This window comes from Pseudomonas sp. R1-43-08, assembly GCF_003852255.1.
In the GTDB taxonomy this organism is placed as follows: domain Bacteria; phylum Pseudomonadota; class Gammaproteobacteria; order Pseudomonadales; family Pseudomonadaceae; genus Aquipseudomonas.
In genome coordinates this window covers 1609671-1630659 of record NZ_CP027734.1, presented here as the reverse complement: position 1 = coordinate 1630659, position 20989 = coordinate 1609671, and the positions used below count along the sequence as shown (strand labels likewise).

Below are 20989 nucleotides of genomic sequence, written 5' to 3'. Positions count from 1 at the left end.
CTTGCTCGCGTAAAACTTGAGAGCACCACTGTGTATCAGATTTCTCGCGTCATAGTTAACTGCAAGTGCCATTAGGCAGATCCAAATGTGGGAGGGGGCTTGCTCCCGATGGCGATGCATCAGTCATAGGTATGTTGACTGATACACCGCTATCGGGAGCAAGCCCCCTCCCACATTGGGCTATCAAGCGCCCTGACGCTTGTCCTCGACCTTCCACTTGCCGCCGTCGTAGAACGCTTTCCAGCCGGTAGGCTTGCCGTCGACTTCGGTCTGCACGTACTGCTCCTTGGTTTTGCGGCTATAACGGATCACGGCTGGGCGACCATCCGGGTCCTTCTTCGGCGCTTCACACAGGAAGTGGTACTTCGGATCGATCTCATCCTTGTGCGGTACGATTTCCAGCACCAGCGGGGCACGGGTCTCGCGGTTTTTCGGGAACTGGCTGGCTGCCAGGAACAGCCCCGAAGCACCGTCGCGCAGGATGTAGGTGTCGTTGACCTTCTCGCACTTGAGCTCAGGCATCTTCACCGGGTCCATCTTCGGCGGCGCCGCGTCACCGCTCTTCAGCAGTTTGCGGGTGTTCTTGCAGGTTGGGTTGGTGCAACCGAAGAACTTGCCGAAACGGCCGGTCTTGAGCTGCATCTCGCTGCCGCACTTGTCGCACTCCAGGCTCGGACCTTCGTAGCCTTTGATGCGGTAGGTGCCCTCTTCAATCTCGTAACCGTTGCAATCCGGGTTGTTACCGCAGATATGCAGCTTATGCTTTTCATCCAGCAGGTAAGCGTCCATCGCCGTGCTGCAGATCGGGCAACGGTGCTTGCCACGCAACACCAGCGACTCGGATTCACCCTCGTCATCCGCCGCGATTTCATCGCCCGGCACCAGGTTGACGGTGGCCTTGCAGCGCTCTTTGGGCGGCAGGCTGTAGCCCGAGCACCCCAGGAACACGCCGGTGGACGCTGTACGAATCTGCATCGGCCGGCCGCAGGTGAGGCACGGAATGTCGGTCATGACTGGCTGGTTGGCACGCATGCCGCTCTCAGGGCTCTCGGCCACTTCGAGTTTTTTCTTGAAGTCGCCGTAGAACTCGTCCAGCACGCTCTTCCAGTCGCGTTCGCCCTGGGCCACGTCATCGAGGTTCTCTTCCATGCCGGCGGTGAAGCCGTAGTCCATCAGGTTGGAGAAACTTTCGGACAGACGCTCGGTGACGATGTCACCCATTTTTTCCGAATAGAAGCGGCGGTTGTGCAGCGCCACGTAGCCACGGTCCTGGATGGTGGAGATGATCGCCGCATAGGTCGAAGGACGACCGATGCCGCGTTTCTCCATCTCTTTTACCAGGCTGGCTTCCGAATAACGCGCCGGCGGCTTGGTGAAGTGCTGGGACGGGTCGAGCTTGATCAGCTTCAACGTATCGCCCTGGGCCATGTCCGGCAGCACATCGTCGTCGCCAGGCTTGGCGATTTGCGGCATTACACGGGTATAACCGTCGAACTTGAGGATCCGGCCCTTGGCGCGCAGCTCAAAGTCGCCCGCCCCCACGCTGACGGTGGTGGACAGGTATTGCGCCGGCAGCATCTGGCAGGCCAGGAACTGGCGCCAGATCAATTCGTAGAGGCGCTCGGCGTCGCGTTCCATGCCGCTCAGCTTGCTCGGCTCGGTGTTGGCGTCGGAAGGACGAATCGCTTCGTGAGCCTCCTGGGCGCCCTCTTTGCTGCTGTAGACGTTTGGCTTTTCCGGCAGGTACTTCTTGCCGAACTCGCTTTCAATATAAGTACGCGCCATCGCCACCGCGTCTTGCGACAGGTTGGTGGAGTCGGTACGCATGTAAGTGATGTAGCCGGCTTCGTACAGACGCTGGGCCATCATCATGGTTTTCTTCACACCGAAGCCCAGGCGGTTGCTCGCGGCCTGCTGCAGGGTGGAGGTGATGAACGGCGCCGACGGCTTGCTGCTGGTCGGCTTGTCTTCGCGCTTGACGATGCTGTAGCTGGAGGCCTTGAGCTTCTCCAGCGCGGCCATGGCCTGGGCTTCGTTCAGCGGTTTGAAGGCCTCGCCTTTTTCGCGGGCCACTTCAAAGCGCACGTTGTTGCCCTTGGCAGTGCCCAGGTCAGCGTGGACCTCCCAATATTCTTCGGGGTTGAACGCACGAATCTCACGCTCACGCTCCACCACCAGCTTCACCGCCACCGACTGCACACGGCCGGCGGACAGGCCACGGGCGATTTTTGCCCACAGCAGCGGCGAGACCATGTAGCCCACGACGCGGTCGAGGAAGCGCCGCGCCTGCTGGGCGTTGACGCGGTCGATGTCCAGCTCGCCCGGCTTGGAGAAGGCTTCCTGGATGGCTTTCTTGGTGATTTCGTTGAACACCACGCGCTTGTAGCGGCTGTCATCACCGCCGATGGCTTCGCGCAGGTGCCAGGCAATGGCTTCCCCTTCGCGGTCCAAGTCCGTCGCGAGATAGATGGTGTCGGCATCTTTGGCGAGCCGGCGCAGCTCTTCGATGACCTTTTCCTTGCCCGGAAGGATTTCGTACTTGGCCTTCCAGCCATGATCCGGGTCCACACCCATGCGGGAGACCAGCTGCTTGCGCGCTTTCTCTTTAGGCGTGAGCACCGGACCTTCGCCCGCGGCCGCCTTGCCGCGCTTGGCGGCAGGCTCCTTGCTGGCGCTAGCCGAACCGCTGGTGGGCAGGTCTCGGATATGGCCGATACTCGACTTCACCACGTACTCGTTGCCCAAGTACTTGTTGATGGTCTTGGCCTTAGCCGGGGATTCCACAATGACCAGCGATTTGCCCATGGATCGGAAAATTCCTGAATTCGAGAAGTGAAAGGCAGTTGGCGCCTGTCGCGGCAACGCTATATATAGTGGCAACAAGGTGAGGTCAAGCGCAGCATTTTGCGCGACCCGCCGTTATTGCCCTTTAAAAAGACTGGGTTCGGCCTGGACCAAAGCAAAGCGCGGGACCTGCTCGCCGTCAACCTCGACGGTCTCCAGGAACATGCTCAACGGGCGTACCCAAAAGCCGTAATCGCCATACAGTGCTTGGTAGAACACCATTTCTTCTTCGGTCTCGGAGTGCTGCGCCAGGCTGAAAACGCGGTACTGCGGCCCCTTGTAATGCTGGTAGAGCCCGGGTTCGACTTTCATGCTCTGGCCCTCTTACAAAATTTATTGAAAAAAAATTAAAAATTCCAAAAAACAAAAACCGGGGCACTGGGCCCCGGCTTCCGTCAACCCAACGCTTAGACGCGTTCGAAGACGGTGGTAATGCCTTGGCCGAGACCAATGCACATGGTTGCAACCCCAAGGTTACCGCCATTTTGCTTCATCACGTTCAGCAATGTGCCGGAGATGCGGGCACCGGAGCAACCGAATGGGTGGCCCAGGGCAATCGCGCCGCCGTGCAGGTTAACCTTCTCATTCATCTTGTCGAGTACTTTCAAATCTTTCAGCACTGGCAGGGCCTGTGCGGCGAAAGCTTCGTTGAGCTCGAAGAAGTCGATATCGGAGATGGTCAGGCCCGCGCGCTTCAAGGCTTTTTGTGTGGCCGGTACTGGACCATAGCCCATGATCGCAGGGTCCACACCCGCCACGGCCATCGAGCGGATCACCGCCAGCGGCTGGATTCCCAGGTCCTGGGCACGTTGCGCCGACATCACGATCATGCACGAAGCACCGTCGGTGATTTGCGACGACGTACCGGCAGTCACGGTGCCACCCTTGGGATTGAACGCCGGCTTGAGCGCCGCCAGGCTTTCCAGGGTGGTGTCCGGACGAATGGTTTCGTCGTAGTCGAACAACTTCAGGAAACCGTTCTCGTCGTAGCCGTTCATCGGGATGATTTCATCCTTGAACTTGCCCTCCACGGTCGCCTTGTGGGCGAGTTGGTGGGAGCGCAGGCCGAACGCGTCCTGGGCTTCGCGGGTAATGCCGTGCATCTTGCCGAGCATTTCTGCGGTCAGGCCCATCATGCCCGAGGCTTTTGCCGCGTACAGCGACATGTGCGGGTTAGGGTCGACGCCGTGCATCATGCTGACGTGGCCCATGTGCTCCACGCCGCCGACCACGAACACATCACCGTTACCGGTCATGATCGCCTGGGCGGCAGTGTGCAGCGCGCTCATCGACGAACCGCACAGGCGGCTGACGGTCTGGCCGGCCGCGGTGTGCGGGATCTGGGTCATCAAGGAGGCCATGCGCGCGATGTTCCAGCCCTGCTCCAGGGTCTGGTTGACGCAGCCCCAGATCACGTCCTCGACTTCGTTAGGGTCAACCTTGACGTTGCGCTCCAGCAGCTTGCTGATCAGGTGCGCCGACATGTCTTCGGCACGGGTGTTGCGGTGCATGCCGCCCTTGGAGCGGCCCATCGGCGTACGACCGAAGTCGACGATCACGACGTCTCTTGGATTCAAGCTCATAAATATTCTCGCTCTAGTCGATTGGGCGCTTAACCGAAGAAGCTCTGGCCATTCTTGGCCATTTCACGCAGCTTCGCGGTCGGGTGGTACAGCGGGCCCAGATCAGCGTATTTGTCAGCCAGGGCAACGAACTCGGCCACACCGATCGAGTCGATGTAACGCAGCGCACCACCACGGAACGGAGGGAAACCAATACCGTACACCAGGCCCATATCGGCTTCGGCGGCGGTCTCGACGATGCCGTCTTCCAGGCAACGTACGGTTTCCAGGCACAGGGCGATCATCATCCAGTTGATGATGTCCTCGTCGGACACCTCACGCTGCTCGTAGATGACGGGTGCGAGTACTTCGTGCACCGACGGGTCGGCCACTTTCTTCTGCTTGCCCTTCTTGTCGGTCTCGTAGGCGTAGAAGCCCTTGCCGTTCTTCTGGCCCAGGCGCTTGGCTTCGTAGAGTGCGTCGATCGCCGAGCGGCGGTCGTCTTTCATACGGTCCGGGAAGCCTTCAGCCATGACGTCGCGACCGTGGTGGCCGGTGTCGATGCCGACCACGTCCATCAGGTACGCAGGGCCCATTGGCCAGCCGAATTTTTCCATGACCTTGTCGATGCGCACGAAGTCCACACCGGCGCTGACCAGTTTGGCGAAACCGCCAAAGTACGGGAACAGCACGCGGTTGACCAAAAAGCCCGGGCAGTCATTGACCACGATCGGGTTCTTGCCCATTTTCTTGGCGTAGGCAACGGTGGTGGCAATGGCCAGCTCGCTGGACTTCTCGCCACGGATCACTTCCACCAGCGGCATCATGTGCACCGGGTTGAAAAAGTGCATGCCGACGAAGTTTTCCGGACGCTTGAGGGCCTTGGCCAGCAAGCTGATGGAAATGGTCGAGGTGTTGGAAGCCAGGATGGTGTCGTCTTTGACCTGGGCTTCGACTTCAGCCAATACCGCCTGCTTGACCTTCGGGTTCTCGACAACGGCTTCGACGACCAGGTCGACGTGGCCGAAATCGCCGTAGGACAGCGTAGGACGAATGCCGTTAAGCACTTCAGCCATTTTCGCAGCGGTCATACGACCTTTATCGACGCGGCCCACCAGCAGTTTGGCGGCTTCCGCCAGGCCCTGCTCGATGCCGTGCTCGTTGATGTCTTTCATCAGGATCGGCGTGCCTTTGGACGCCGACTGGTAAGCGATACCGCCGCCCATGATACCGGCGCCCAATACGGCGGCCTGTTTCACGTCCTTGGCGATTTCGTCGTAGGCCTTGGCCTTTTTCTTCTGTTCCTGATCGTTCAGGAACAAGCCGATCAGGCTCTGTGCAGCCGAGGTTTTCGCCAACTTGACGAAGCCTGCCGCTTCCACTTCCAGGGCTTTGTCGCGACCGAAGTTCGCGGCCTTCTGGATGGTCTTGATCGCTTCGACCGGTGCCGGGTAATTCGGGCCGGCTTGGCCTGCCACGAAACCTTTGGCGGTTTCGAACGACATCATTTGTTCGATGGCGTTGAGCTTGAGCTTTTCCAGCTTCGGCTGACGCTTGGCCTTGTAGTCGAATTCGCCGCTGATGGCGCCCTTGAGCAGGTTCAGCGCAGCTTCGGCCAGTTTGTCCGGGGCAACCACGGCATCGACGGCACCGACTTTCAGCGCGTCTTCAGCACGGTTTTCCTTGCCGGCGGCAATCCATTCGATGGCATTGTCGGCACCGATCAGGCGCGGCAGGCGCACGGTGCCGCCAAAGCCCGGGTAGATGCCCAGCTTGACTTCAGGCAGACCGATCTTGGCGGTAGCGGACATGACACGAAAGTCTGCCGCGAGGCACATTTCCAGGCCGCCGCCCAGGGCGATACCGTTGATCGCAGCAACGGTGGGTACGTTGAGGTCTTCGAAATCGCTGAAAATCTTGTTGGCTTCGAGGTTGCCAGCCACCAGCTCGGCATCGGGCAGCTTGAAGTTGTCGACGAATTCGGTGATGTCAGCGCCGACGATGAACACGTCCTTGCCGCTGGAGACGATCACGCCCTTGACCGAAGCATCTGCTTTGATGGTGTCTACGGCCTGACGCAGTTCGTTCAGGGTTAGACGGTTGAACTTGTTGACGGACTCACCCTTGAGGTCGAATTTCAATTCGACGATGCCACTTTCAAGAGCCTTAACCGTGATGGCTTTACCTTCGTAAATCATCAACTGATCTCCACGATATGGAAGCTGAACAGTACACACCGGACGCTGGCCTCTGGTTGGACATTGACAACTGCATCAATGCTCACGCCAATCCGCCAGGCACACCCGCCAGTGCGATAGTCGGGGTTATGTCAGAGTCGCCTGTAGGACAAACGCTCAATTCATACGCCCGTTTGATTTGGGTACGCCACCTTCATCCAATTCAGAGCAATTGTCAATCGCTCCAAAGGCTAGGAAAAACGCGACTTTCCAGTCATTTCAGAACCTCGGCCACCGGCTCGCTACCCGTCAATATTGGAATATTCACAGGATCAATAATAGAAAAGTTGTCAAAAAAGGCTGTACGCAATGGGATATGCGGCTAGGCTAGCTGCAACCCAAATGCCTCAAATGAATTTACCGGCCTGCCTGGCCAACTCCAGCCCGATGATATGTCGGGCTTTTTATTGCCTGTTTTTGTAGGAGCGCGCGGCGTCAGGCCAATGCCTTGAGCAGCGCATCAATATCCTTCAACACGCTCGCCTCGCCCTTCTCGCCCCAATACAAGGCGATCATTTGCTTGTCGGCCTCGACCTTGTACACGTTGGCCGGCAGCGTCGAAAAATACGGCAACAACCTTTCATCCACGCAGACCTCGCGCCATTGATTGACCCACACCCCCGGCTCCAACTGCCAGTAACTCCAGAGGGCCGGCGTGCTGCCGCGTCGTGGCCGGCAATACTGCGCGCAGGGGCTCGGCGGCTCTTGCTTGAGCCAGTGCGGCCACTCCTGGGGCGCCAGTTGCATGGCCAGCCCGATGCGACGCGCCTCCATGCGCAGGGCCATGCGCCCGCTCTGATGGCGCGACGGGCGCAGCCATGCCAGAGGGCTCAGGACCACCACAAGGATTGACACCACTATCCAGACCGTCATATGTGTACTCCCGAATTTCTAGATGAGCGGATTTGACCTGACGCAACCGCATCCGCTTGAAAGCAGCCATACTGAACTTATTGCAGTCCCCTGGAGGAACGCCCCATGCCCTACACACATATTCTGGTCGCGGTCGACCTGACCGAAGAGTGCGATCCAGTGATCAAGCGCGCGCAGGAATCTGCATTGGCCAATGGCGCCATACTGTCGTTGGTGCATATCGTCGAGCCCATGGCCATGGCCTTTGGCGGTGACGTGCCGATGGACCTTTCCCAGTTGCAGCAACAACAATTTGACCAGGCCAAGGAGCGCCTGGATCGTTTGATTCTCAAATACCCGCACCTGAAAAGGGAAGACTGCCACCTGACATACGGCCAACCGCGCCAGGAAATCCACCACTTGGCCAAGGAAAAGGCTTGCGACTTGATCGTGGTGGGTAGCCATGGTCGTCACGGTTTGGCGTTGTTGCTGGGTTCTACTGCCAATGATGTACTGCACGGTGCACCGTGCGATGTATTGGCGGTGAAGCTGGTAAAAAATACTTAAGTACGCTGGAACCCAATGTGGGAGGGGGCTTGCTCCCGATAGCAGTCTGTCAGTTGATACATCTGGTGACTGATACACCGCTATCGGGAGCAAGCCCCCTCCCACATGTTGATCGCATTTCATATAAAAAAGCCCGGCGCTCATAAGAGCGCCGGGCTTTTTGATTGTGCGACGGTCACTCAGCCATCCAGTTCGGCCCAACGCTCAACCAGCACTTCCAGCTCCTGATTCAGTTTCTCCAGGGAAGCAATAACCTCGGCAGTCTCTGCCGCCGGACGCTGGTAGAAACCCGCGTCAGCCATTTGTGCTTCCACCGCGGCGATCTGTTGTTCCTTGGCGTCGATATCGCCCGGCAACGCTTCCAGCTCGCGCTGCAGCTTGTAGCTGAGTTTTTTCTTCGCAGAGGGTGCAGCTTCCGGTGCCGGAGCAGCAGCGGTCACGGGCGCGACGACTGCGGAGGTCAAGTCGGCCTTGCCGGACTTGCTCTCGGTTACGCCCAGCAGGCGCGGCGAGCCGCCCTGGCGCAGCCAGTCCTGATAACCACCGACGTACTCGCGCACCTTGCCTTCGCCTTCGAAGACCAGGGTACTGGTGACCACGTTGTCGAGGAATGCCCGGTCGTGGCTGACCATCAGTACGGTGCCGTTGAAGGTCAGCAAGACCTCTTCCAGCAGTTCGAGGGTTTCCACGTCGAGGTCGTTGGTCGGTTCATCGAGCACCAGCAGGTTCGCCGGTTTGCTGAACAGCTTGGCCAGCAGCAGGCGCGCACGCTCGCCACCGGACAAGGCTTTCACCGGTGTACGCGCACGTTGCGGGCTGAACAGGAAGTCGCCCAAATAGCTGAGCACGTGGCGGCTCTGGCCGTCGATGTCGATAAAGTCGCGGCCTTCGGCAACGTTGTCGATCACGGTTTTTTCCAGGTCCAACTGGTGGCGCAGCTGATCGAAGTAGGCCACGTCGATGCGAGTGCCCTCTTCCACCGTGCCGTTGGTCGGCTGCAGACCGCCGAGCATCAGCTTGAGCAAGGTAGTCTTGCCGGTACCGTTGGCGCCCAGCAGGCCGATACGGTCACCGCGCGCCAGGACCATGGAGAAGTCCTTGATCAGGAACGGGCCGTCCGGATGATGGAAGCTGACGTTCTCCAGCACCATTACCTGCTTGCCCGACTTGTCGGCGGTATCGAGCTGGATATTGGCCTTGCCGGTGCGTTCACGCCGTTCGCTGCGCTCAACCCGCAGCGCTTTCAACGCGCGCACGCGGCCTTCGTTACGGGTGCGGCGCGCCTTGATACCCTGGCGGATCCAGACTTCTTCCTGGGCCAGCTTCTTGTCGAACAGGGCGTTGGCGGTCTCTTCAGCCGAGAGTGCAGCTTCCTTGTGCACCAGGAAGCTGGCGTAGTCGCCGTTCCAGTCGATCAGGCCACCGCGGTCCAGTTCCAGGATGCGCGTAGCCAGGTTCTGCAGGAAGGACCGGTCGTGCGTGATGAACAGCACGGCGCCCTGGAAATCCTTGAGGGCTTCTTCGAGCCAGGCGATAGCGCCGATGTCCAGGTGGTTGGTCGGTTCGTCGAGCAGCAGCAGATCCGGCTCGGACACCAACGCCTGGGCCAGCAGCACGCGACGACGCCAGCCACCGGACAATTGGGCGAGGGTCTTGTCGGCGGGCAATTGCAGGCGGCTCAAGGTGCTGTCCACCAGTTGCTGCAGGCGCCAGCCGTCACGGGCTTCGAGGTCTTGCTGGACATGCATCAGCTTGTCCAGGTCGGCTTCGGTGACGCAGTTCTGCGCCAGGTGATGGTATTGCGCAAGCAATTCGCCAACGCCGTCCAGGCCTTCGGCAACCACGTCGAACACTGTCCGCTCGTCGGCTACCGGCAATTCCTGCGGCAATTCGCCGATCTTGAGGCCTGGGGCACGCCAGACAGAGCCTTCATCGGGCTTCTGGTCGCCTTTTACCAGCTTCATCATGCTGGACTTGCCGGTGCCGTTGCGGCCGATGATGCACACCCGCTCACCACGGGCGATCTGCCAGGACACCTTGTCCAACAACGGCATAGCGCCGAAAGCAAGGGACACATCGCTGAATTTGAGCAGGGTCATACACTTCTCCAAAAACTGGGCGCGCATTCTACCTGAGTTGAGGGTGGGATGCGGCCAGCATTTTCTCTGCCGACACGTTCATCAGGACATTTGCCGCGAACTTGAACCAACCGGCCGGCAAAGCTTTCGCCGGCCGCTGGCAAAAGGCTAAGCTAGGGGCAATCAGTGTCGGCGGTGCCGGTGCTAGTCGTGATTTCTCTGCACGGACGTCTCATGCGCAGTCGCCTTTTCAACTTTTTATCCTGCCTGCTTCTCTCCGCCACCGCCGTTCAATCTGCCCAGGCCGTGGACCTCACCACCCAACGTCAATATTACGATGAAGCCAAACGCGCCCTGGCCAAGGGTGACAGCGGCCCGTACATGCAATACAGCCAGGCCTTGGCCGACTACCCGCTGACGCCGTACCTGGCCTATGACGAACTGACCGCGCGTCTTAAAACCGCGAGCAACCAGGAAATCGAACAGTTCCTCGCCAAAAACGGCGACCTGCCCCAGGCCAATTGGATGAAGCTGCGCTGGTTACGCTGGCTGGCCGAACGGGGTGACTGGCAGACCTTTGAAAAGTACTACGATGCCAAGCTCAATTTCGTCGAACTGGACTGCCTGCATGGCCAGTTCCAACTGACCCACAACCTCAAGGCCGAAGGCTACAAGACCGCCGAAAAGCTGTGGATGACCGGTAAAACCCAACCGGCCGCCTGTGATGCGACCTTTGGCCAGTGGGCCTCTGATGGTCAGCTGACCGAACAAAAAATCTGGGACCGCGCCAAGCTCGCCGCCGAAGCGCGCAACTACGCGCTGGCCAACAGCCTGGTGAAAACCCTGCCAACGCTCGGCGCACAAGGCCGCCTGATGATCGACGTGGCGCAAAAGCCCGATATGCTCAGCGACCCGTCGCGCTTCCTGCCGGCCACCGAGGCCATGTCTGACGCCGTAGGCCTGGGCCTGCGTCGCCTCGCACGCCAGGACCCGGACAAGGCCATGGCCCTGCTGGACGGCTACGCCAGCAGCATGCACTTCTCCCGTGACGAAAAAGTCTCGATCGCCCGAGAAATCGGCCTGACCCTGGCACGCCGCTACGATCCTCGCGCATTGGACGTAATGACCAAGTACGACCCGGAGCTGCGCGACAACACCGTCTCCGAATGGCGCCTGCGCCTGCTGTTGCGCCTGGCGCGCTGGGAAGATGCGTACCAGTTGACCCGCAAGCTGCCGCAGGATCTGGCCACCACCAACCGCTGGCGCTACTGGCAGGCACGCAGCCTGGAATTGGCCGAACCGAAAAACCCGCAGGCGTTGGTGCTGTATAAAAACGTGGCCAAGGAACGCGACTTCTACGGCTTCCTCGCTGCGGACCGTTCCAAGACCCCTTACCAGTTGAACAACAAGCCGCTGGTGATGAGCCAGGCGCTGGTCAATAAAGTGCGCAATACCCCAGGCGTGCGCCGGGCCCTGGAGTTCTACGCCCGTGGCCAGATCGTCGATGGCCGCCGCGAGTGGTACCACGTCAGCCGTCACTTCAACCGTGACGAGATGGTCGCGCAGGCGAAGCTGGCCTACGACATGAAGTGGTACTTCCCGGCGATCCGCACGATCAGCCAGGCGCAATACTGGGACGACCTGGACATCCGCTTCCCGATGGCCCACCGCGACACCCTGGTGCGCGAAGCCAAGGTGCGCGGCCTGCATTCAAGCTGGGTGTTCGCGATTACCCGCCAGGAAAGCGCCTTCATGGACGACGCCCGCTCCGGCGTCGGTGCCAGCGGCCTGATGCAGCTGATGCCCGGGACGGCCAAGGAAACCGCGCGCAAGTTCAGCATTCCACTCGCCTCCCCGGCCCAGGTACTGGACCCGGACAAAAACATCCAGCTCGGCGCCGCCTACCTGAGCCAGGTGCACAGCCAATTCAACGGCAATCGCGTGCTCGCCTCCGCCGCCTACAACGCCGGCCCCGGCCGCGTGCGTCAATGGCTACGCGGTGCGGATCACCTGAGTTTCGACGTGTGGGTGGAAAGCATCCCGTTCGACGAGACCCGTCAGTATGTGCAGAACGTGCTGTCTTATTCGGTGATCTACGGGCAGAAGCTCAATTCACCGCAGCCGTTGGTGGATTGGCATGAGCGGTACTTTGATGATCAGTAAGGGAGGGAGCTTCAAGCGCTAAGTTTGAAGCGACAAGAAAATGCCCGCGTTATGCGGGCATTTTTTATGAAGTTGTTACACCGCCTCGGCCAACGCCAGATTCAGGGCTTGCAACATGAACTCTACAAAAGGTGTCGCTTCTGCCTGCTGATCCGCCGCCGAAAGCGCCGCATAGTAGGCATCCTGCTGATCCCGGATGACTGCTTCCACTGGCAGGTAAGCCAGCACCGGGCGCCACTGGCTGAGTATCAACGTTTGCCAGAGCCGCCCCATGCGGCCATTACCGTCTGCAAATGGATGGATGAACTCGAACTCATAATGGAATACGCAACTGGCGATCAAAGGGTGCCAATCTGAAACTGACTGCCATTGCAGCAAGTCATCAATGAGGTGCGCCACGCGGCTCGCAGGCGGCGCCATATGCACCAGTTGTTCGCCACGATAAATGCCGACGCCTGACTGGCGAAGCCGTCCGGCATCGTCTATCAGTCCAAACATCAGCAGTTCGTGGGCTTTCAGCAGGTCGGCACGATCGCTCGGCGTCCATTGCGGCATCGCCTCATAGGCTGCAAACGCGTTGCGCACTTCCTGGATTTCCCGTGGCAGCCCCAATACCCGCTTTCCCTCCAGGACAGCAGTGACCTGCTCGATGCTGAGCGTATTGTTCTCGATGGCGAGCGAAGCCTGAATGGTGCGAATCCTGTTACCGCGCCTCAGCTGAGGCGTCTGACGGCTATCGTTACCGACTGAGAGCTGGCCGATCTGCTCACTGATATCGGCCACCAGGGCCAGCATCTTTGTCGTCAGCGTCAACGGAGGTTGATAACGGCTCATATCCTCATCCAGATCATTATCGAAAAACCACATGATGCCCTAAGACGTAGCCATACCGCAGCTTCATTGCACTTCCTTACCCTCACTGAACTGCAACGCCGCCAACCGCGCATACAGCGGATTGCTCGCAATCAACTGCTGATGCGTGCCCACGGCTACCAGTTTGCCCTGGTCCATCACCGCGATCCGGTCGGCGTTCTTCACCGTGGCCAGGCGGTGCGCAATCACCAGGGTGGTGCGGCCCTGCATCAATTGCGGCAGGGCTTGCTGGATCAGGTGTTCACTCTGGGCATCGAGGGCACTGGTGGCTTCGTCCAGCAGCAGGATGGGCGTGTCTACCAGCAACGCACGGGCGATGGCCAGGCGTTGCCGCTGCCCCCCGGAGAGGCCCAGGCCACCGTCGCCGAGGTGGGTCTGGTAGCCCTCGGGCATTTGCAGGATGAAGTCATGGGCATGGGCGATGCGGGCTGCGGCTTCGACCTGCTCGCGGGTGGCCGTCGGGTTACCGTAGCGGATGTTGTCTTCGATGCTGCCAAAAAACAGCGCCGGGCTCTGGGATACCAGCGCGAAGTGGCGGCGCAGGTCCAGCGGGTCGAGTGCGGTCAGCGGCTGCCCTTCGAGCAGGATGCGGCCGTGCTGGGGGTCGTAGAAGCGCAGCAGCAAGTCGAAGAGCGTCGATTTGCCTGCGCCGGAAGGCCCCACCAAGGCCAGGGTTTCGCCAGGGTTGACGCTCAGGTTCAGGCCGTCGATGGCGTAGCTGTCTGGCCGTGACGGGTAGGAAAAGCGCAGGTCCTGCAGCTCCATGCGCCCGCTGACCCGTTCCGGCAGCCGTAGGCCACCGCTGGCCGGCGCCTGGATGTCGTTGCTCGACTGCAACAGTTCGCCAATCCGCTCCGCCGCACCGGCGGCCCGCTGCAGCTCGCCAAGCACTTCACTCAAGGTGCCGACAGCGCTGCCGACGATCAGGCTGTAGAACACGAACGCCGCCAGCTCACCGCCGGAAATGCGCCCGCTGATCACGTCCATCCCGCCGACCCACAACATCACGCCCACGGCACCGAGCACCAGCATGATCACCAGGGTAATCAGCCAGGAACGTTGCAGGATGCGTTTGCGGGCAGTGGTGAACGCTTCTTCCACGGTGAGGGCGAAACGCTGTTCGTCCTGCGCCTGATGGTTATAGGCCTGCACGGTCTTGATCTGGCCCAGGGTCTCGGACACATAGCTGCCGACATCGGCGATGCGGTCCTGGCTCTGCCGCGACAGGCTGCGCACGCGCCGGCCAAAGATCAGGATCGGCGCCAGCACCAGCGGCAACGCCACCACGACAATGCTGGTGAGCTTGGGGTTGGTGATGAACAACAGCACGATACCGCCGATGACCATCAGGGCATTGCGCAGGAACAGCGACAGCGATGAGCCGATCACCGATTGCAGCAGGGTGGTGTCGGTGGTCAACCGTGACTGGATTTCCGAGCTGCGGTTGTTTTCGTAGAAGCCCGGATGCAGGTAGATCAGGTGGTTGAACACCTGTCGGCGAATGTCCGCCACCACCCGTTCGCCGATCCACGACACCAGGTAGAAGCGCGTGAACGTGCCCACCGCCAGGCCCACTACCAGCACCATGAACAGCGCGATGGACTGGTTGAGCAGGTGCGGTGACTGGGTCATGAAACCCTGGTCGACCAGCAGGCGGATACCTTGCCCCATGGACAAGGTGATGCCGGCGGTGACGATCAGCGCCAGCAGGGCACCCAGCGCCTGCCAGCGGTAGGGCGCAATGAAGCGGCTGGCCAGGCGAATCGCGCGGCGTTGTCGGACTGAGAACATTTAGGGCTTCACCAATGAGGAGACTATTGATCAACATTGGGGGAACTTGGGCAAATAGCAATGAGTCAGGTTAATTATGCCCGCCGATAGAGGCCGCTAGAGGCTATCGGTCTAAGACTGATCTGGAAATATGTGCCGGTTTCTGGTGGACTGGGTGTTCGAACCGATGATCGTGTAAGGAGTTGTAATAGCTCGGTCACGCGGGGGAATTAAAGTAGGTACACAACCTGATGAGGAGACAGGCCATGACCTTGCAAAACAGCAGCGATGCCAAAATTGAAGTGATCCGCCAACCGCAGGAGCTGCCTTGTTCGTACATCGATGCCAAGGGCCGCGAAGTGCAGATTACCGAAGAAATGATCCAGCAAGCCTGCAGCGAACTGGAACAGCGCCTGGTCAAGCCTGCACAGCAAGGCTGAAGCGCCGACGCTCTTGCAAACCCGGCCCAGGTGGCCGGGTTTTTTATTGGGTGTTTAAACGCAGACCGCGCCCAGTGCGGTCACGATGTTCGATAACACGGCCGACTCACCGTTAATGCGCACCTTCAAGCCGTCAATCTCACGACGCTCCGGGTAATGCTTGCGTAACAGGTCGAATGCCTTGCGCTGCTCTTCTACCGTTCCTACAAGGCTGCGACGCAAATCCGCATCGTCCCGGCGCGGGTCGTACACACTGCGGCACAAGGTCGCCAGCGCCCAGGCCGGATCGGTTGAGGCATTCAAGTGCACCTCGGCCAGCCACGGTTGCGGCAGCAGGTCGCGCAAATGAATGCTCGGTTCCTGGCCCAGGTGCGCACAGAACGCCTGGTAGATCTGCGCCGTACCGCGCTGCTTGCCGTCGAGGCTGTAGCCGGCGATATGCGGCGTAGCCAGCACGCACAGGTCAGCCAGGTCAGCATCCACCTGCGGCTCGCCTTCCCACACGTCCAGCACGGCTTGCAGGTCTTCGCGCTCCAGCAACACATCGCGCAGCGCGGCGTTATCCACCACCGCGCCCCGGCTGGCGTTGATCAGCCAGGTGCCGGGCTTGAGCTGCGCTAGGCGCTGGCGATCGAACAGATGCCAGGTGGAGCCATTGCCGGACTTGGTCAGCGGCGTGTGCAAGCTGATGACATCGCATTGCTCGATGATCTGCTGCAGGCTCACGTAATCACCGTCTTCGGCGATCTGCCGTGGCGGATCACACACCAGCACGTTCCAGCCCAGGCCCTTGAGCACCTGGACCAGCCGCCCGCCGACCTCCCCGGCGCCAACGATGCCGTAGGTGCGCCGGCTGAGGTCGGCGCCTTCGATTTCAGCCAGGGTCTGCAAGCTGCCCAGCACATAATCCACCACGCCCCGGGCATTACAGCCGGGTGCGCTGGACCACTGGATACCGGCCTGCCTGAAGTAATCGAGGTCCAGATGATCGGTGCCGATGGTGCAGGTGCCGACAAACCCCACCTTCGTGCCCTCGAGCAAAGCCCGGTTGACGTTGGTCACCGAGCGTACCAGCAGCACATCGGCCTGCTCGACCGTGGCGCGGTCAATGGAACGACCGGGCACGCGGCGAATCTCGCCAAACCCCTGGAAGAATGCATCGAGCAGCGGAATATTTTCGTCGGCAACAATCAGCATGGCAGGCTCCTTTGGCGGATCAGCAGTGTACAGCCTTGTGAGGATCCGATGTGGGAGGGGGCTTGCTCCGGTACAAACCGGGGACATCGTTTACATTTCTAACCGGGGACATGGTTTACAGGTTAATACGCATGATCAGGAGGTAACTGATCATGCCCTGGAACCAAGAGTCTCCGATGAATCAACGAATCAGACTGGTCGCTGACTGGCTTTCTGGTAACTACACCAAAAGCCAGCTGGCGCGCCGCTTTAACGTAAGTCGGCCTACCGTCGACAAATGGATCGGCCGGCACAATGGCGATTTAAAGTCTTTAGCCGAACTGTCCCGACGCCCTCACAACAGCCCCAATAAAATCGACGATGAAATCCTGGCCCGTGTGGTGGCGATGAAGGAGGCGCACGATAAATGGGGTCCGAAGAAGCTTCTCGAGCTATTGCGACTTGAAGATCCCTCCATCGCCTGGCCTTCCCCAAGTACAGCAGGCCAATGGCTTGATCGACTTGGGCTCGTCCAAAAGCGGCGCTTCAAGCGCAGACACGGTACTTCCCCTGTAGCAATGCGCGAGGCCAACGAACCTAACCAGACATGGTGCGCCGACTACAAAGGGCAATTCAAAATGCATAACGCGCAGATGTGCTTCCCTTTGACCATCACAGACCACGCGTCCCGGATGATTTTGGCGTGCAGGGCTCATTCAAAGATCAAGACTGAACCTGTTAAACACGCCTTTGAGAGACTATTTGAGGAGTACGGCATGCCCGAAGTTATTCGGTCGGACAACGGTGTTCCGTTTGCCTCTCCTGGCCTGGCAAGAATGTCCACGCTGGCAGTTTGGTGGATACGTCTGGGCATCTATCCGGAGCGCACCATGCCAGGAAGACCGGCCCAAAATGGTCGCCATGAGCGGATGCACCGTAGCTTGAAACTGGAGCTGCCTTTAGGAGAAAACTTAATCGAGCAGCAGCTTTTGCTGGAGCATTTCAGGCATGAGTTCAATTACGTGCGCCCTCATGAAGCGCTCGGTATGAAGCGTCCAGGGGACGTGTATGTGCCGTCTACCCGGATTTACCCAGGATGCTTGCCGGATGTGGCGTATCCGTCCGAAATGAAGGTTCGAAGCGTCAGGCAGGACGGGTCGATCAAGTGGAAAGGCAAGTTGGTATTTATCAGCGAGGCGCTGTCAGGGGAGCAGATAGGGCTTAAAGAGGCTGAGGATGATGTTTGGGATTTGTACTTGTGTGATTATCCCCTGGGAAGGCTTGGGCGAGGTATGACCCGCGTCCAAGCCTCAAATGTGTAAACGATGTCCCCGGTTTCAGATGTAAACGATGTCTACGGTTCTACATCCCGATGGCGGTGGGTCAGTTGATGCATCTGTGATGAACCACCGCTATCGGGAGCAAGCCCCCTCCCACAGGGGTTACAAGGTGCCTGCGAGACCGCATTACAAATCAGCAACACAGGTTTTTTCCTGACCGTTGCGTCAAAGCGTAGAATCCGCCGTCCTTGCGACTGCATTTTATTGGACACCTGTACGTGAACACTGCCACCGCTACCCTCACCCGCCCCGCCCGTATCAGCCGGGAAGTGCGCGACCTGCTGACGCTGGCGCTGCCGATCATCATCGGCCAACTGGCAACCACCGCGATGAGCTTTGTCGATGCGGTGATGGCCGGACGTGTCAGCCCCCAGGACCTGGCGGCGGTTGGCCTGGGTAACTCGATCTGGATCCCGGTCTACCTGTTGATGACTGGCACCCTGCTGGCCACCACGCCGAAAGTCGCGCAGCGCTACGGCGCAGGCAAGTACAGCGAAATCGGGCCATTGGTGCGCCAGTCTCTGTGGCTAGCCGTGGTGGTCGGCATCGCGGGTGCGCTGCTGCTGCTGTGCGCCGAGCCGGTGCTGCATGCGATGAAGGTCGAGCCGGCCCTGATCGAGCCGTCCATGGGCTACCTGCATGGCATCGCCGCCGGCATGCCGGCCATTGCGCTGTATTACGTGTTCCGCTGCTTCAGCGACGGCATGGGCCGTACGCGGCCGAGCATGGTCATGGGCTTGTGCGGGTTGGCACTGAACATTCCGCTGAACTACATCTTCATCTACGGCCATCTCGGCCTGCCGGCCATGGGCGGCGTAGGCTGCGGCTGGGCCACGGCGATTGCGATGTGGGTGATGATGCTCGGCATGGCCGGGTGGACCCGCTGGGGCCCGGCCTATCAGAGCAGCGAATTGTTCAAGCGTTTCGACTGGCCACAATGGGCGGTGATCAAGCGTGTACTGGGGATCGGCCTGCCGATTGGCGTGGCGATCTTTGCCGAGTCGAGCATCTTCGCGGTGATCGCCCTGCTGCTGGGCAGCCTGGGGGCTACCGTGGTGTCCGGCCATCAGATCGCGCTGAATGTCAGTTCCCTGGTGTTCATGATCCCCTACTCCCTGAGCATGGCCGTCACCGTGCGCGTCGGCCAGGCCCTGGGCCGTGGCGAACCACGTGAAGCCCGCTTCGCCGCCGGCGTTGGCATGGGCACCGCATTGGCCTATGCCTGCCTGTCCTGCAGCCTGATGCTGGTGTTTCGCGAGCAGATTGCGGCGATCTACACCCCCGACCCGGTGGTCATCCACCTGGCATCGATGCTGATCGTGTTCTCGGCGTTGTTCCAGTTTTCCGACTCGATCCAGGTGACCGCCGCCGGCGCGCTGCGCGGCTATCAGGACACCCGGGTCACCATGCTGCTGACCCTGTTCGCCTACTGGGGCGTGGGCTTGCCGGTCGGTTACGCCCTGGGGCTGACCGACTGGCTGGGCGAACCCAGCGGCCCAAGCGGCTTGTGGCAAGGCCTGATCGTCGGCCTGAGCTGCGCGGCAGGCATGTTGCTGGTGCGCCTGGCGCGCAGTGCGCGCCGGCGTATCCACGCTGACAAGGTGCGGGCTTAATCGGCTTTCTTGCGAATCCAGTACAGGTACGTACCGGCCTGCTCCTGCTGATCCACCAGTTCATGGTCGAGGAACACGCAGAATTTGGGAATATCGCGGCGGGTCGACGGGTCGGTCGCGATCACCTTGAGCAGGCCGCCCGCAGGCAGGTCGCGGATGTGCTGGTGCAGCATCATCACCGGTTCCGGGCAATTGAGACCGGTGGCGTCGAGGGTGCCATCGACGGGTAAATCAACGCTCATAGTTCACTCCTGACAGTGAGATCAGTGCTTTCTCGATTTCTTGACGTCCACCAGCCGGCGTAGATGGCAGGTGACTTCCTCGCGGTCGTGGTACAGCTGCTTGCAGCCGATCTCCACCCGAATGCCGCGTGCCTTGAAGCCGTCTTCGATGCGCTCCAGCAGACGCTTCACTTCGGCATACCGTTGCTTCATCGGCAGCTTGAGGTTGACCACCGCCTCGCGGCAATACCCCTCGCCGATCCAGGTTTCCAGCAATGCCGCGTTGCGCGCCGGCTTCTCGACAATATCGCAGACCATCCAGTCCACCGGCTGCTTGGGCACGAAGGTAAAGCCGTCGGCCATCAAATGCTGCACCAGGCCGGTGTCCATCAGGCTTTCGGCCATGGGCCCGTTGTCAATGGCGGTCACCAGCATGCCCCGGTTGACCAGCTGCCACGTCCAGCCGCCGGGGGCCGCACCGAGGTCGACACCGGTCATGTCGCCATGCAGGCGTTCGTCCCACTGCTCGCGAGGAATAAAGTGGTGCCACGCCTCTTCCAGCTTCAAGGTCGAGCGGCTTGGGGCTTCACGCGGGAACTTCAAACGCGGGATACCCATGGGCCACATCGCTGAATTGTTCGATTCGGCCAGGCCCATGAACACTTCGCGGCCGCTCTTGAACGTCAGCAGCAGGCGCGGCTTGCTCGGGTCGTCCACCAGCCTGCCGGCGTTGAGCAAGGCTTTGCGCAGGTGAACCTCGAATTTCTTGCAGAAGTTCGACAGTTCCTTACCGTCGTTGGTATCGACCATCTCCAGCCACAGGCTGCCGCACACCGGGAATTCACGCAGGTGGGCGAGGATCACGCTGATGCGGTCGGTTTCCGGCAGGTCGATGAACACCCCGCGCGCCCATTGCCTGGGGAAGATCAGCTCGGCGAAGCGCTGGCCGTGCATCAGGCGTTGCGCGCCGTCTTCTTCGGTGCAGACAAATTCGGCGCAGGCGCTGCCGGTCTTGGCCTTGGCGTAGCCGGAAACGTTCAGGCGCGCGGCATGTTCCGCGATCTCGGAACAGACCTCGCCTTCAAAACCCGGACGGCAGTGCATAAAAAGGGTGTTCAATTGAATCTCCTGGCAACGGGATTGCTCTATCGCAATACCTGTCATGAAAACGCGCGCATGATAGCCGAGTTCGGAACCTTGGACTTGAGCATAGAGTCCAGTTATTAGCCTGCTAATGAAAATCGCGCTAAGTT

At 60.1% G+C, this 20989-nt stretch carries 15 protein-coding genes and 1 pseudogene; 5 read left to right on the top strand and 11 right to left on the bottom strand.

Annotation, left to right across the window (positions count from 1 at the left end):
- Positions 1–183: 183 nt before the first annotated feature.
- The 5 genes from topA to C4J87_RS07385 all read right to left on the bottom strand — a co-directional run bounded on the left by topA (position 184) and on the right by C4J87_RS07385 (position 7516).
- Positions 184–2805, bottom strand: coding sequence for a type I DNA topoisomerase (gene topA, locus C4J87_RS07405; protein ID WP_124366269.1), 2622 nt, complete (start codon positions 2803–2805; stop codon positions 184–186).
- 114 nt (positions 2806–2919) lie between these two features.
- The gene (locus C4J87_RS07400) at positions 2920–3156 is read right to left on the bottom strand and encodes a DUF1653 domain-containing protein (RefSeq protein ID WP_124366268.1); all 237 of its coding nucleotides are present in this window, start codon (positions 3154–3156) and stop codon (positions 2920–2922) included.
- Between the two features lie 95 nt (positions 3157–3251).
- Positions 3252–4427 carry an acetyl-CoA C-acyltransferase FadA gene (gene fadA, locus C4J87_RS07395; RefSeq protein WP_124361793.1) on the bottom strand — a complete coding sequence of 392 codons (1176 nt, stop codon included), beginning with the start codon at positions 4425–4427 and terminating at the stop codon, positions 3252–3254.
- A 29-nt stretch (positions 4428–4456) separates the two neighbouring features.
- Entirely contained in the window at positions 4457–6604 is a 2148-nt protein-coding gene (gene fadB, locus C4J87_RS07390) for a fatty acid oxidation complex subunit alpha FadB (RefSeq protein ID WP_124366267.1), read from the bottom strand.
- Positions 6605–7078: 474 nt separating this feature from the next.
- Positions 7079–7516, bottom strand: coding sequence for a hypothetical protein (locus tag C4J87_RS07385; RefSeq protein WP_124361791.1), 438 nt, complete (start codon positions 7514–7516; stop codon positions 7079–7081).
- A gap of 105 nt (positions 7517–7621) precedes the next feature.
- On the opposite strand from C4J87_RS07385, the gene C4J87_RS07380 reads away from it, so the two are divergent.
- Positions 7622–8062, top strand: a complete 441-nt coding sequence (locus tag C4J87_RS07380; RefSeq protein WP_124366266.1) for a universal stress protein — start codon at positions 7622–7624, stop codon at positions 8060–8062.
- A 179-nt stretch (positions 8063–8241) separates the two neighbouring features.
- On the opposite strand, the gene C4J87_RS07375 is transcribed toward C4J87_RS07380, so the two are convergent.
- A complete protein-coding gene (locus C4J87_RS07375) occupies positions 8242–10161 on the bottom strand; it encodes an ATP-binding cassette domain-containing protein (protein WP_124366265.1) in 1920 nt (639 codons plus the stop codon).
- A gap of 213 nt (positions 10162–10374) precedes the next feature.
- On the opposite strand from C4J87_RS07375, the gene C4J87_RS07370 reads away from it, so the two are divergent.
- Positions 10375–12303 carry a transglycosylase SLT domain-containing protein gene (locus C4J87_RS07370; protein ID WP_124366264.1) on the top strand — a complete coding sequence of 643 codons (1929 nt, stop codon included), beginning with the start codon at positions 10375–10377 and terminating at the stop codon, positions 12301–12303.
- A gap of 78 nt (positions 12304–12381) precedes the next feature.
- Here C4J87_RS07370 and C4J87_RS07365 read toward each other — a convergent pair.
- Together C4J87_RS07365 and C4J87_RS07360 are read right to left on the bottom strand one after the other, a co-directional pair.
- A pseudogene (locus tag C4J87_RS07365) lies at positions 12382–13137 on the bottom strand (Fic family protein); the annotation flags it as partial.
- Positions 13138–13200: 63 nt separating this feature from the next.
- Complete coding sequence (locus tag C4J87_RS07360) at positions 13201–14967, bottom strand: ABC transporter transmembrane domain-containing protein (RefSeq protein WP_124366262.1); 1767 nt, start codon at positions 14965–14967, stop codon at positions 13201–13203.
- Between the two features lie 245 nt (positions 14968–15212).
- Here C4J87_RS07360 and C4J87_RS26085 point away from each other — a divergent pair, with 245 nt between their 5' ends.
- Positions 15213–15386, top strand: coding sequence for a PA1571 family protein (locus C4J87_RS26085; protein ID WP_164485237.1), 174 nt, complete (start codon positions 15213–15215; stop codon positions 15384–15386).
- A gap of 54 nt (positions 15387–15440) precedes the next feature.
- Here C4J87_RS26085 and pdxB read toward each other — a convergent pair whose 3' ends face one another.
- Positions 15441–16583 (bottom strand): 4-phosphoerythronate dehydrogenase PdxB, encoded by a 1143-nt coding sequence (pdxB, locus tag C4J87_RS07355; protein WP_124366261.1) that lies wholly within the window; start codon positions 16581–16583, stop codon positions 15441–15443.
- A 152-nt stretch (positions 16584–16735) separates the two neighbouring features.
- Here pdxB and C4J87_RS07350 point away from each other — a divergent pair, with 152 nt between their 5' ends.
- Positions 16736–17884 (top strand): DDE-type integrase/transposase/recombinase, encoded by a 1149-nt coding sequence (locus tag C4J87_RS07350; RefSeq protein WP_124365247.1) that lies wholly within the window; start codon positions 16736–16738, stop codon positions 17882–17884.
- A gap of 236 nt (positions 17885–18120) precedes the next feature.
- Positions 18121–19515, top strand: coding sequence for an MATE family efflux transporter (locus C4J87_RS07345; RefSeq protein ID WP_124366260.1), 1395 nt, complete (start codon positions 18121–18123; stop codon positions 19513–19515).
- Here C4J87_RS07345 and tusA read toward each other — a convergent pair.
- Both tusA and rlmM read right to left on the bottom strand, forming a co-directional pair.
- Complete coding sequence (tusA, locus tag C4J87_RS07340; RefSeq protein ID WP_124366259.1) at positions 19512–19757, bottom strand: sulfurtransferase TusA; 246 nt, start codon at positions 19755–19757, stop codon at positions 19512–19514. The genes C4J87_RS07345 and tusA overlap by 4 nt on opposite strands.
- 21 nt (positions 19758–19778) lie before the next feature.
- Positions 19779–20855, bottom strand: coding sequence for a 23S rRNA (cytidine(2498)-2'-O)-methyltransferase RlmM (gene rlmM, locus C4J87_RS07335; protein ID WP_124366258.1), 1077 nt, complete (start codon positions 20853–20855; stop codon positions 19779–19781).
- Positions 20856–20989 lie beyond the last annotated feature (134 nt).

Excerpts from the sequence above, each read along its gene's own strand:
- tusA (WP_124366259.1), bottom strand. The coding sequence starts at position 19,757 with ATGAGCGTTGATTTACCCGTCGATGGCACCCTCGACGCCACCGGTCTC.
- C4J87_RS07360 (WP_124366262.1), bottom strand. The coding sequence starts at position 14,967 with ATGTTCTCAGTCCGACAACGCCGCGCGATTCGCCTGGCCAGCCGCTTC.
- C4J87_RS07385 (WP_124361791.1), bottom strand. The coding sequence starts at position 7,516 with ATGACGGTCTGGATAGTGGTGTCAATCCTTGTGGTGGTCCTGAGCCCT.
- C4J87_RS07380 (WP_124366266.1), top strand. The coding sequence starts at position 7,622 with ATGCCCTACACACATATTCTGGTCGCGGTCGACCTGACCGAAGAGTGC.
- fadA (WP_124361793.1), bottom strand. The coding sequence starts at position 4,427 with ATGAGCTTGAATCCAAGAGACGTCGTGATCGTCGACTTCGGTCGTACG.
- C4J87_RS07370 (WP_124366264.1), top strand. The coding sequence starts at position 10,375 with ATGCGCAGTCGCCTTTTCAACTTTTTATCCTGCCTGCTTCTCTCCGCC.
- C4J87_RS07400 (WP_124366268.1), bottom strand. The coding sequence starts at position 3,156 with ATGAAAGTCGAACCCGGGCTCTACCAGCATTACAAGGGGCCGCAGTAC.
- fadB (WP_124366267.1), bottom strand. The coding sequence starts at position 6,604 with ATGATTTACGAAGGTAAAGCCATCACGGTTAAGGCTCTTGAAAGTGGC.
- pdxB (WP_124366261.1), bottom strand. The coding sequence starts at position 16,583 with ATGCTGATTGTTGCCGACGAAAATATTCCGCTGCTCGATGCATTCTTC.
- C4J87_RS07375 (WP_124366265.1), bottom strand. The coding sequence starts at position 10,161 with ATGACCCTGCTCAAATTCAGCGATGTGTCCCTTGCTTTCGGCGCTATG.
- C4J87_RS07350 (WP_124365247.1), top strand. The coding sequence starts at position 16,736 with ATGCCCTGGAACCAAGAGTCTCCGATGAATCAACGAATCAGACTGGTC.
- C4J87_RS26085 (WP_164485237.1), top strand. The coding sequence starts at position 15,213 with ATGACCTTGCAAAACAGCAGCGATGCCAAAATTGAAGTGATCCGCCAA.
- topA (WP_124366269.1), bottom strand. The coding sequence starts at position 2,805 with ATGGGCAAATCGCTGGTCATTGTGGAATCCCCGGCTAAGGCCAAGACC.